The sequence below is a fragment of the Dehalogenimonas formicexedens genome (genome assembly GCF_001953175.1).
Taxonomy (GTDB): domain Bacteria; phylum Chloroflexota; class Dehalococcoidia; order Dehalococcoidales; family Dehalococcoidaceae; genus Dehalogenimonas; species Dehalogenimonas formicexedens.
Window position 1 is genome coordinate 1,550,877 of sequence record NZ_CP018258.1, and the last position, 11,405, is coordinate 1,562,281.

Genomic DNA, 11,405 nt, shown 5'->3' on the forward strand with positions numbered 1-11,405 from the left:
TCATAATAATTTATCTTGCGAATTTAAACGCTGGGATTTATACTCTCAACCATGACCGCAAAAATCCTTGTAGCCGATGACCAGGCGCCGATCCGGAATCTCATCACCACCATTCTCAGCAAGGATTACCAGGTAATTCAAGCCGCCAGCGGCACCGATGCGCTGAGAATGATCCGGCAGGAAAAACCTGACCTTGTCATTACCGATATCCTCATGCCCGGCATGGACGGTCTGGCTGTATGCACCCAGATCAAAGCTGATCCGGCGACATCGAAAATCCCTGTCGTGATGTTGACAATCATAGATTATGACTTGAACCGTCGTTTCGCGGAGAACCTTGGCGCTGATGGCTACCTTACCAAGCCTTTTACGCCGGATCAGCTCAAAGAAGCGGTTTCCAGGCATCTCGCCGCCGCCTCACCCGGGACGAAACCGGCGGAATAGCCGTGCTGCACCGGCTTTCGGTTCGCTCTTCGGCCAAAATCGAGTTCTTTGATATCACCGCCGACATTCGACAACTGATCGGCAACAACCACATCGCCAGCGGAACTTGCATCGTCTTTGTGCCTCACACTACTGCGGCTGTCACCCTGAACGAAAACGCCGATCCCGCCGTTTTGGCGGACTTGAGACGCCAGTTTGAGAGACTGGCTCCGCAGCACCCCGATCTCGAGCATTCCGAAGGCAACTCCCCGGCCCATCTGGCCGCCAGCCTTACCGGTCATTCGGTATCCATGTTCATCGAAGGCGGCAAGTTGGTACTCGGTACCTGGCAGGCGGTTTACCTGGCGGAATTCGACGGCCCCCGCGTTAGAAACATACTTGTAAAAATCATCCCCGACCACTAAACACTTCCAACGGGATAATTCATATTGTCCTTCGTGGTGGCCTAGCCTGTCATAGTGAGGCTTAGTCCGTTCGTGGTAAGCTAGCCTATCGTAGGTGAGTTGCAGTCCGTTCGTGGTGCTTGTCCCGACTCCATCGGGGAGCATGTCGAATCCATGAACGGACGGGTGCCTGCCGGGATCGCTTCACCCTTCGACAGGCTCGAACCCCGTCCAGACTTGCCCCGACAAGTCTGGGAGTGAAATCGAAGGAAACATGCGCAGCTGATTTACAGACGGTTTCAGGATTCCAGCTTTTTCAGCTTCTCAGCCGCGCCTTTGATCGATTGCCCGTTTTTATAGATATTCTTCCAGGGATCCGGCCTGCGTTCCAGCAGCTTGAAAATATTCTCGATGGTATAGCCGTCCGGTTTAAGATCGGGGCTCTCAAGTTCCTCCCAGGTAATCGGCGCAGCGATCGACGGAGTTTTCCTGGCACGAACCGAATATGGCGCCACCGCCGTCTGGCTAAAGTGGTTGCGGTTGACATCGATGAATACCCGGCTGCCCCGCTTGGCTTTGGACATCTCCGTGGTGGTGTCATCCGGGTGCCGGGTCTGGTAAAACCTGGCAAGCCTCAAGGCAAAGCCGTGAACGTTTTCAAAATTATCGCCGCGGTCCAGCGGCACGGTTACATGCAACCCGCGGCCGCCGGTTACCTTCAGGTAGCTTTTCAGATCGAGGCCATCGAGCAATTCTTTTAATCCGAAAGCCGTCTGACGCACTGGTTCGAATGAATCGGTCTGAGGATCAAGGTCGAAAATCATCAGGTCAGGATAATCCGCCTTGTCGCCTCTGGCCAGGGCGGTATGGAAGACGATGACTGCCTGCTGCGCGAAATAGACCAGGTCGGCCGCGGAGTCCGCCGACGCATAGTCCACAATCTCTTTTTGCCCCTGAGAGATCCGCTTGATCCAGTCCGGATAACTTCGGGGGGCCTGTTTTTGGAAAAATCCCTCCGCATCGACGCCGTCCGGGAACCGCTGGAATGACAGCGGCCTTCCCTCCAGGTGCGGCAGCATCACCGTCGCGATTTTCAAATAGTACCGGATAAGGTCGCTTTTGGTCGTGCCGTCCGGGAAGAACACCTTATCCAGGTTAGTCAGTTCGATTTCGTGTCCATCAAGGTTGGTTTTGATTTTTTGAGGCATAACCTAAATATAACAACCTTGCGGTCAAGCACCAAACTCTCTGCCCGAGGATATGCTTGGTTGGGTAAAACGGTTTGGGGGGCGGGTGTTGGACCCGCCCCCTCTCTATTTGAATCGGGTATCGGACGGCTGACTACGAAGGCAAGGTCACGGCATTTTGAGCGGCGGCCGGCAGGGTGATCGTCACCGGCTGATTGACCCTGTTGAACGTTTGGCTCAGAGCCATGGTGATGTTCATCGACTGGCCCTGGCTGTCCATGGCGATAGACATTGCCATGTCCATCTTGGCGGGCAGGTAATTGGCGGTGCTCACCCAGATCGTCACATCGAGTTGTTTGAACGCCTGGGCGGCATTGCAGATGCCTATATCGGCAAGGTCGCCGCCGGTGGGTATAGCGGATAGGTAATCCATTAGACTGGTCATATTCGGGTTGATTTTCAGCTTGTAACACTGGACCCCATTGATAACTTCAGTGCCGGGGACGATCTGCAATATTGCCAAATCGAGGAGAATCTGAATCTGGCTTGCCAAATTCTGGGTAGTCCACAAGGCGGCCATGTCCTCGGATGGCAGGACTTCCTTATACCAGAGATTCGGGTCAAGTCCCGCCTGTTCAGTTTCACCTTTCGCGTACATTGTATCCGTTTATCAGATATATCTGCCCGCTCATTGGCATTGATTGACCGGAAACGCTTGTGGTTCCTACTAGGCTTGTAAACAACTTCTGGCCCGGCTTGTCGACGGCCATTGTGGCATTCATGTCGATCTTCATATCCATGCCGAACAGGTTCATCGACATATTTGTCGACAGAGTTCCTTCATAGGTATTCATGCCCGCCGAAGCGGAATTGATAAGCTTTAACAACGCATCCGGTGAAGGCGGGGTTGGGGGTGGTGTTGTCGTCGGTGGATTGGTCGTCGACGAGGTTGTGGTCGCCACCGGGTTATTGGAGGTGGGAGCCCGTGAAGCCGTTTCGTTGCCGCCGCACGCTGAGGCGACGATGGCGATCAATACCAGGCCTGCCAGTATCGAAATAATTTTAGATTTTTTCATGTTGATATCTCCCCGATTGAGTCCGGATATCCATGATACACCCTGAAGCAAGGCTTTGGAATATGCCGATAGTACCATGGTCAAACCGGTTTGAAACGTATCGCGTTTACTGAAAAAAATAATCCGCCAAAAACGACACGAAACGCTTGACAATCCCAAGGAACGTGCGTGCTATAATACCCCGTTTCAATTAGGGTCCTTCATCATTTGTCTTTCTGAGTGAAGCGAAGAATCTCAATGTTCCATCGTCATCTGAGTGTGTTGGCCGGGCAATGAATCTCATGCAATCTCATGGTGAATGGATCAGGCGATACGATGTTTATCAAGGGAATTGTTTCAAGGATGGCACAGTCGTTTTTCTGAAAAATGAACGTAAAATCCGAGTCGTTTCCCAAAAAATATATCAATAGTGAAAATTCGATAAAACAAACTGCCTTAAGCACAAACGGAGGGTCATCGGCTGAAAACTGATAGCTGACCGCTGAAGGCTACTGTTAACTGTGAACTGTAAACTGACAACTTGAACCAGCTACGGGCAGGCGTTAAGATTACAGGATATCGCCAAACGGAGTTGCCTTGAATGATCGATAGATACGAGCCCCAGGAAATAGAAAAAAAATGGCAGGCCAAATGGGCTGCCGATAACCTTTACCATACCCCCGACGATTCGCCCAAGCCAAAATGGTATGCCCTCACCATGTTCCCCTACACTTCGGGCGACCTCCACATCGGCCACTGGTACGCCATGGCCCCGTCCGACGTTTACGCCCGATACAAGCGGATGATGGGATTCAATGTCCTGCACCCGATGGGCTTCGACGCCTTCGGCTTCCCGGCGGAGAACGCCGCCATCAAACGCGGCATCCATCCCCGCGTCTGGACGGAAAAGAACATCGAAAACATGCGCAAGCAGCTTAAATCGATGGGCTGCTGCTACGATTGGGACCGCGAGGTGGTCACTTCCCGCCCCGACTATTACAAATGGACCGAATGGTTCTTCCTGAAACTGTACGAGGCCGGGCTGGCCTACCGTGCCAAAGCTCCCGTCAACTGGTGCCCCTCCTGCCAGGCGGTGCTGGCCAACGAGCAGGTCGTCGGCGGCGGCGAATGCTGGCGCTGCGAGACCCAGGTCGTCCGCAAGGACCTGGTGCAGTGGTTCTTCAAGATTACCAAATACGCCGACGAGCTGATGCAGCACGAAGGGCTGGACTGGCCGGAGCGCATCAAGATCATGCAGCGCAATTGGGTGGGCAAGTCCACGGGCGCCGAGATAGAGTTTAGCCTCGATGTCCCCGGCGTCGCCGAGAAGAAGATCAAGGTATTCACCACCCGTCCCGACACCGTTTACGGGGTGACTTTCATGGTTTTGGCCCCCGAGCATCCGCTGGTCGAGAAAATCACGACGCCGCCGCAGAAAGCCGCGGTCGAAGCCTATGTGGATAAAGCCCGCCGCCTGACCGAGATCGACCGCCTGTCCACGGAGCGGGAGAAGGACGGCGTATTCACAGGCGCTTACGTTATCAATCAACTCAACGGCGAGCCCGTGCCGGTATGGATCGCGGATTATGTCATCTGGAGCTACGGCACCGGCGCGGTCATGGCCGTCCCCGCCCACGACGAGCGGGACTTCGCCTTCGCCAAAAGGTATAAGCTGCCCATCCGAGTGGTCATCGCCCCGCCCGGTTATGAGGGCGGACCCATCTCCGAGGCCTACGTCGGCGAAGGCAAGATGATCAACTCCGCCCAGTTCAACGGCAAGCCGAACTCTGAGGCGTTCGATGGCATTATCGATTGGATGGAATCCCAGGGCTTCGGCAAAAAAGCCGTCAGCTACAAGCTCCGGGACTGGCTCATCTCCCGCCAGCGCTACTGGGGCGCTCCCATCCCGATGATCCATTGCGACACGTGCGGCATCGTGCCGGTGCCTGAAAAAGACCTGCCTGTGCTTTTGCCGGAAGCGGCCGAATTCAGGCCCACCGGAGAATCGCCTCTCAAATACGTTGATGGCTTCATCAACACTACCTGCCCCAGGTGCGGCGGACCTGCCAAACGTGAAACCGACACCATGGACACCTTCATGTGTTCCAGTTGGTACTTCCTGCGCTACTGTTCGCCGCACGATGCCGAGGCAGCCTTCGACCCGGAGATAACCAAAAAGTGGATGCCGGTGGATATCTACACCGGCGGCGCCGACCACGCGGTGATGCACCTCTTTTATTCGCGGTTCTTCACCATGGCCTTGCGTGATATGGGGCGATTGCCCTTCGGCGAGCCTTTCACACGGCTGTTCAACCAGGGCGTCATCACCAGCCAGCACCAGAAAATGTCCAAGAGCAAGGGCAACGTGGTTAACCCGGACAAGTATGTTGGCGAGCTGGGTGCCGACACCGTCCGCGCTTATCTCATGTTTGTCGGGCCGTGGGAACTGGGCGGCGATTGGAACGATTCCGGCATCGGCGGCATGTCACGGTGGTTCAACCGCGTGTGGAAGCTAGCTTTGGAAGATTACTCACCGACTGCCTTCGATACTGCTGAAGATGCCGCTCTTGTTCGGAAAATGAACCAGGTGATTCGCAAAGTCAATTTGGATATCGACAAACTCCAGTTCAACACCATGTTGGCCGCTCTGATGGATTTCACCAACTACCTGGCGACGGCCAAGGAATCGGGAAAGGTCTCTGTCGAAACCTGGAACAAGGCCATCGAAAGCCTGGCTCTGATGCTGGCTCCGACGGCGCCTCACTTAACCGAGGAAATCTGGCAGCGCCTGGGAAAACCATACAGCATTCATAATCAATCGTTCCCCACCTGGGATAACGAACTCGCAAAGGAACCAGAAATCACCTTGGTTGTCCAGGTCAACGGCAAAGTTCGCGCCCGGATCCAGGCGCCCGCAGATATTACCGAGTGCCAGGCTACCGATGTCGCCATGGCCAACGACAGGGTAAAAGAGTTCACCACAGGTAAAACGGTGAAAAGTGTTGTTTATGTCCCAGGAAAATTGGTCAATGTGGTGGTGATCTAAATGAAAATTGCGTTTATCGGCGGCGGCAACATGGGCCGCGCCATGATCTCAGCCATCATCGATAAAGGGTTAGCCGAGCCCGAAGACATCACTGTCGCCGACGTCAAAGAAGAAAGCCGTGAGGCAATTGTTCTTGACCTCGGTGTTTTTGCGACGGGATCCAACCTGGCCGCTATTAAAGATGCCGAAGTGATCATTCTGGCGATTAAACCGCAAAATCTGGAAGATATTACCACCGACCTGGCAGGCCAGATCGACAGCTGCCAGTTGGTCCTATCTATTATCGCCGGAAAGAAGATCTCCACCCTGGTGAACGGGTTGAAACACCGGGCGGTGGTCCGGGTTATGCCCAACACGCCTGCCCAAATCGGCAGGGGCATGAGCGTCTGGACTGCCACCGAGGTGGTGAGTCCGAAGCAAAAAGAGTCCGCGCGGCAAATTCTCACCGCCATGGGACAGGAACTGTTCACCCCTGACGAGAACGACCTTGATAAAGCCACCGCTCTTTCGGGCAGCGGGCCGGCCTATTTCTTCCTGTTCATGGAAGCCCTCGTCGATGCCGGCGTGAAAATGGGCTTCAATCCCGAAGTCGCTCGCCAACTGGTTCTTCAGACCGCCTCAGGTTCCGCGGAGTATGCCTGCCTTTCCGGCCGGGACCTGATGGAATTGCGCCGGATGGTCACCTCCCCCGGCGGCACCACCGCAGAGGCGATCAAAGTTTTCGAAGCCGGTGATTTCAAAGGGCTGGTCAATAGCGCGGTCGAGGCGGCTTTGCGGCGGGCAAAGGAGCTTGGCAGCTAGTTTTCGGAGGACACCATGGAGAAACCAAAGTCGACCGACGAATATATTAAAGGTTTTCCCGCCGACATCCAGGGCATCCTTGAGAATATCCGCCGGGTAATCAAAGAAGCCGCTCCGGGAGCATATGAGACCATCTCTTATGGTATGCCAGGGTTCAGGCTCAACAATCACACGCTTGTCTGGTTCGCCGCGTTCAAAGACCATATCAGCCTGTTCCCTACCGGCGAAGGCGTCGAGGCCTTCAAGGGCAAACTCGGAGGCTATAAGATATCAAAAGGGACAATTCAGCTGCCGCTGGATAAGCCGATCCCTTATGACCTTATTACCGAAATAACCAAATATCGGGCGCAATCAGCCACGAAGAATGGTTCCTCGTATTCGTCTAAAGGGAGGGCATAAATATGAAAGACAGGCTCCACGGCGAAATATCGTCAGAGTTAGACCAGACTACAAAAACCGACAAGACGACGGTGATCGTAGCCATCGTGTTGAACATCGTCTTCATGCTGGCTAACATGGCCTTTGCGAGCGGCGCTTTCACCAATCGCTATGATTATCGTCCCGACGGATCTTATACCACGTCGCCTGAGACAAACGTCGGCCTGCTAGCGGCTTTTGTCATTTTGCTCGTGGTGACGATCGTCTTCAATATCCTTGTGATTCAGGCGCTTTCCAAAGGCGTCGAACGGCGAGCCAAGCTGACCCAGGGTCTGGTCAAGCTATACCAGGAAGAAGGCTTGGACAAATATTACGATTCGACCATAGTTGAGGGTTACCAGGCGCGCTATGGCCTTTATCGCAATATTGTGATGATCGTGGGTTTGCTGGCGGTAGCTATACCGGTAGTATTCCTGTTTGTCTGACACCTGGAAAGGTAATCAGGACAGTTTGTGCGGAGAAATTAACGTAGGAACTGAACTACGGGAGTGACTCGCCCGGCTGGTTGATTTAAGCCCGTAGCGTGGCGCCAAGCTGGGACATCAACGTGGACACGATCTCGGCCATGACCTTGTCTACTTCGTTGTCGGTAAGTGTTGCCGCAGGGGATTGGAAGCTCAACCGGTATGCCAGCGACTTCTTGCCATCCGGAACCTGCTTACCGGAATAAACATCGAATAACCTGACTTCCTTGAGCAGCGAGAAATTGGCAAGTATGTCCGAAACCTGCTTGTGAGTCACCGACTCGTCCAAAACCAGGGCGATATCCCGCATCACCGCCGGATATTTGGGAAGCGGTTGGTAACTGCGGCCAGGCCTCACCTTGGGCATGAGGCTGGTCAGGTTGATCTCAAACAGGAAGGCCTTCTCTTCGATATCGAAGTTCTTTAGTACCTTCGGGTGGACTTCGCCGAACACGCCGAACGTAACACCGGCGACAGAGATTTGCGCCTGGTGACCGGGACGTAGACCCGAGTCGTTGCCCGGTTCAAGCGTGTATGGCAAATTCATACGACCGAGGATAGTTTCCAACAGACCCTTGGCATCGTAGAAATCGAATGGGCGCTTGCCCTGCTGCCAACCGGCTGGTTCGGCTTCACCGGCGATGACGCCGCAGACCATTTCCGGCTCCGCCGGTAAACTCCCGGGCTTTGAGTGATAAGCCCGGCCGACCTCGAAGAACCTGAATCCGCCTTCTTCGAAGCGGCGATTGGAGGACACGGCGGTCAGCAAAGGAGCCCGCAGGTTGGTGCGCAAGCACTCCTGCTCGGAAGTCATCGGGTTCAGTAATTTGACAGGCTCGGCGGTCAACTTTCCGTCTGAAGTAGTGCGCTCAAGTGCATCGAAGCTGGAAAGCGACAGGGACATCATCTCCTGGAATCCGAAACCGGCAAGAGCGATGCGCCATAGTTTTTTGAAAGCCAAAATCGGCGGGCCAACGCGTTTGGGGATATCGCCGGAAAGCGGCCGGACCGGCAGGTTGTCGTAACCGTAGATCCGGGCGACTTCTTCTATCATGTCTTCGGGGATATTGAGGTCAGTCCGCCACCACGGGGAATAAACGCGCAGGAATTGAGTTTCGCCGCCGGTGCCGTATTCGGCTTCATCAACCGTTTCCCAGTAGAATTCGATCCCCAGCGCCTTGAATGCCCTGAGTATCTTGTCATAGCCAAGGTCGGCGCCAAGCACCAGGCTAAATCTGGATGCCGGAACCTGGACACCCAGCCTGGTTTTCTTGCCGGGATAAATATTGATCAATCCAGTGGCCGCCTGGCCGCCGCAGATTTGCAGAATCAATTGGACAGCCCTCTTCAGGGCATGCATCGCCAACTCCGGGTTCAAATTCCTTTCGAAGCGCATGGAGGCTTCGGAACCCAATTTCAAGCGATGGGAAGCGTGGTGGATGCCCGTGGAATTGAAATTGGCGGATTCGAGGATGATATCCTTGGTTTCAGCTGACACTTCTGAATTGGCGCCGCCCATGACTCCGGCGATAGCCACAGCCTTTTCGCCGTCTGCGATCATCAGGGTATCGCCCGAAAGTATCCGTTCCTCGCCGTCCAGGGTGACGAACTTTTCACCCTCGGCGGCGCGCCGTACATTGATTTTACCGCCAGCAATCTTCGACATGTCGAAGGCATGCATCGGCTGGCCGTATTCCATCATCACATAATTGGTGATATCGACAATGTTGTTGATCGGCCGCATGCCCACCGCGGTCAACCGCTTTTTAAGCCAATCAGGCGATTCCGCAATCTTTACGTCTTTCACGACCGCCGCGGTATACCGGGGACATAGATCGGGGGCATCGATGGTGACCGACAGGAGGGAGCTGATGTCCGGACCCTTTTCCTCGTAGGCCGTATCCGGCATCGTGATGGATTTGATTTCCATCTGCGGAATATCTTTGGACACGGTGACGGCAAATATTTCCCGGGCGATACCGGTTATGGACATGCAGTCCACCCGGTTGGGAGTGATATCGAGTTCCAGGACTTGATCGCCGAGAAGGTCAGCCAGTTTGGTACCGATGACAGCTTCAGACGGCAGTTCGAGAATGCCCTCGTGCCGGTCCGAGATACCGAGTTCCCGTTCGGAAAGGACCATCCCTTTGGATTCGACACCGCGGATAACCGCGGCTTTGAGTTCCATCGGTTGCCCGGTATGCCCGTCAACGAGCTTGGTGCCGATGCCGGCAAAGGCTACCTTCTTTCCGACCGCGACGTTCGGCGCGCCGCAGACGACCTTCGGCTGCTCGGAGCCGGTATTGACGGTAACCAGCCTGAGCCTGTCGGCATTGGGATGAGGTTCCACCGACAGCACTTCGGCCACGACTACCCCTTCCCAGGCGGGAACGGTTGAAGAAATGCCGGATACTTCGTTCCCGGCGGCTGTCAGCTTTTCAGCGACTTCTTCAGCCGGGATGTTTATGTCAACGTATTCTTTAAGCCAGGAAATAGGGGCTTTCATTTAGAACTGCCTCAGGAAACGCAAATCGTTAGCATAGAACAAGCGGATATCGTCGATGCCATATCGCAGCATCGGCAGCCGTTCGACGCCGATGCCGAAGGCAAATCCGGTGTACGTTTGGGGATCAATCCCGACGCCTTCGAGCACTTTTGGATGGACCATTCCGGCGCCGAGGATTTCCAGCCAGCCGGTATCGCCGCAGAGGCGGCAGCCGGCGCCTTTACAGACGGCGCACTCTATCGCCATTTCAACCCCGGGTTCGACAAAGGGGAAGAAGTCGCAGCGGAAACGGACGCGGCGGTCGGGCCCGAAGAAGCGACGGGCAAACTCAAATAAGGTGCCCTTGAGGTCCGCCAGCGATACGTTCCGGTCGACCATGAGACCTTCGATCTGGTGGAACATAGGCATATGAGAAGCGTCGGTAGCCTCATATCTGAAAACGCGACCCGGCACCACGATACGGATTGGCGGTTCCTTATATTTCTCCATGAACCGCACCTGCATCGGCGAAGTATGGGTCCGCAGCAGAATGTGCCGGTCACCGCTGGCGTCGGCCTGGTCCACCCAGAAGGTCTGCATTGTATCTCTGGCCGGGTGCTCTTTGGGGATATTCAGAGCGTCGAAATTGTAGCGGTCCAGTTCGACTTCCGGACCTTCGATGACCGAAAAACCGAGGCTGGAAAATATATCGCTGATTTCATTGACAATACGGGTCACCGGATGCAGTTTGCCGGAAAGCCATGGGCGGCCCGGCAGGCTGATGTCGATACCTGAGACTGCTTTCAAAGACTCCTCATTGATGGCGTGTTCCCTGGTTTTGAGCGCGGTTTCAAGCTCTTCCCGGACGACATTGGCGCCCGCGCCGACAGACTTGCGCTCTTCAACCGGAAGGTTGGCCAGCCCGCGCAGGATGGTGTTCAGGTCGCTTTTCTTACCGAGGTAAGCCACGCGCCATGCTTCCAGCGCCTCTTCGGTCATCAGAGCGGCTAGTTCGGCCAGGGCTTTTTGCTTGAGGTTTTCGATCGAAACGTTTTCAGTCATATCAGCAGCTTACAGGATACCGATTATAGCCATTAGCTAA

At 54.8% G+C, this 11,405-nt stretch carries 11 protein-coding genes; 6 read left to right on the forward strand and 5 right to left on the reverse strand.

Annotation, left to right across the window (positions count from 1 at the left end; genetic code table 11):
• Positions 1-51 precede the first annotated feature (51 nt).
• On the forward strand, positions 52-444 hold the full coding sequence (locus Dform_RS08060; protein ID WP_076004552.1) for a response regulator: 393 nt from the start codon (positions 52-54) through the stop codon (positions 442-444).
• Positions 445-446: 2 nt separating this feature from the next.
• Complete coding sequence (locus tag Dform_RS08065) at positions 447-848, forward strand: secondary thiamine-phosphate synthase enzyme YjbQ (protein WP_076004553.1); 402 nt, start codon at positions 447-449, stop codon at positions 846-848.
• 278 nt (positions 849-1,126) lie between these two features.
• Here Dform_RS08065 and ligD read toward each other — a convergent pair whose 3' ends face one another.
• From ligD to Dform_RS11265, 3 genes are all read right to left on the reverse strand, one after another.
• A complete protein-coding gene (gene ligD / locus Dform_RS08070; RefSeq protein WP_076004554.1) occupies positions 1,127-2,035 on the reverse strand; it encodes a non-homologous end-joining DNA ligase in 909 nt (302 codons plus the stop codon).
• Between the two features lie 133 nt (positions 2,036-2,168).
• Complete coding sequence (locus tag Dform_RS08075; RefSeq protein WP_076004555.1) at positions 2,169-2,672, reverse strand: DUF6612 family protein; 504 nt, start codon at positions 2,670-2,672, stop codon at positions 2,169-2,171.
• A complete protein-coding gene (locus Dform_RS11265; RefSeq protein WP_145925556.1) occupies positions 2,656-3,090 on the reverse strand; it encodes a hypothetical protein in 435 nt (144 codons plus the stop codon). The genes Dform_RS08075 and Dform_RS11265 overlap by 17 nt, the downstream gene beginning before the upstream one ends.
• Before the next feature lie 580 nt (positions 3,091-3,670).
• Here Dform_RS11265 and leuS point away from each other — a divergent pair.
• The 4 genes from leuS to Dform_RS08105 are packed head-to-tail and all read left to right on the forward strand — an operon-like array spanning position 3,671 to position 7,779.
• Entirely contained in the window at positions 3,671-6,115 is a 2,445-nt protein-coding gene (gene leuS / locus Dform_RS08090; RefSeq protein ID WP_076004558.1) for a leucine--tRNA ligase, read from the forward strand.
• Positions 6,116-6,916, forward strand: a complete 801-nt coding sequence (proC, locus tag Dform_RS08095) for a pyrroline-5-carboxylate reductase (RefSeq protein ID WP_076004559.1) — start codon at positions 6,116-6,118, stop codon at positions 6,914-6,916. It begins immediately after the preceding gene.
• Positions 6,917-6,931: 15 nt separating this feature from the next.
• Positions 6,932-7,315 (forward strand): iron chaperone, encoded by a 384-nt coding sequence (locus Dform_RS08100; protein ID WP_076004560.1) that lies wholly within the window; start codon positions 6,932-6,934, stop codon positions 7,313-7,315.
• A 2-nt stretch (positions 7,316-7,317) separates the two neighbouring features.
• On the forward strand, positions 7,318-7,779 hold the full coding sequence (locus Dform_RS08105) for a hypothetical protein (RefSeq protein WP_076004561.1): 462 nt from the start codon (positions 7,318-7,320) through the stop codon (positions 7,777-7,779).
• An 85-nt stretch (positions 7,780-7,864) separates the two neighbouring features.
• Here the strand turns inward: Dform_RS08105 and pheT are convergent, their stop codons facing one another.
• Both pheT and pheS read right to left on the reverse strand, forming a co-directional pair.
• Positions 7,865-10,324, reverse strand: coding sequence for a phenylalanine--tRNA ligase subunit beta (pheT, locus tag Dform_RS08110; protein WP_076004562.1), 2,460 nt, complete (start codon positions 10,322-10,324; stop codon positions 7,865-7,867).
• Positions 10,325-11,365: a phenylalanine--tRNA ligase subunit alpha gene (gene pheS, locus Dform_RS08115; RefSeq protein ID WP_076004563.1), complete on the reverse strand. Its 1,041-nt coding sequence runs from the start codon at positions 11,363-11,365 to the stop codon at positions 10,325-10,327.
• Between the last annotated feature and the right edge of the window lie 40 nt (positions 11,366-11,405).

Coding starts and splice junctions, on each gene's coding strand:
- Dform_RS08060 (WP_076004552.1), top strand. CDS start 52: ATGACCGCAAAAATCCTTGTAGCCGATGACCAGGCGCCGATCCGGAAT.
- pheT (WP_076004562.1), bottom strand. CDS start 10,324: ATGAAAGCCCCTATTTCCTGGCTTAAAGAATACGTTGACATAAACATC.
- pheS (WP_076004563.1), bottom strand. CDS start 11,365: ATGACTGAAAACGTTTCGATCGAAAACCTCAAGCAAAAAGCCCTGGCC.
- proC (WP_076004559.1), top strand. CDS start 6,116: ATGAAAATTGCGTTTATCGGCGGCGGCAACATGGGCCGCGCCATGATC.
- Dform_RS11265 (WP_145925556.1), bottom strand. CDS start 3,090: ATGAAAAAATCTAAAATTATTTCGATACTGGCAGGCCTGGTATTGATC.
- Dform_RS08105 (WP_076004561.1), top strand. CDS start 7,318: ATGAAAGACAGGCTCCACGGCGAAATATCGTCAGAGTTAGACCAGACT.
- Dform_RS08100 (WP_076004560.1), top strand. CDS start 6,932: ATGGAGAAACCAAAGTCGACCGACGAATATATTAAAGGTTTTCCCGCC.
- ligD (WP_076004554.1), bottom strand. CDS start 2,035: ATGCCTCAAAAAATCAAAACCAACCTTGATGGACACGAAATCGAACTG.
- leuS (WP_076004558.1), top strand. CDS start 3,671: ATGATCGATAGATACGAGCCCCAGGAAATAGAAAAAAAATGGCAGGCC.
- Dform_RS08075 (WP_076004555.1), bottom strand. CDS start 2,672: ATGTACGCGAAAGGTGAAACTGAACAGGCGGGACTTGACCCGAATCTC.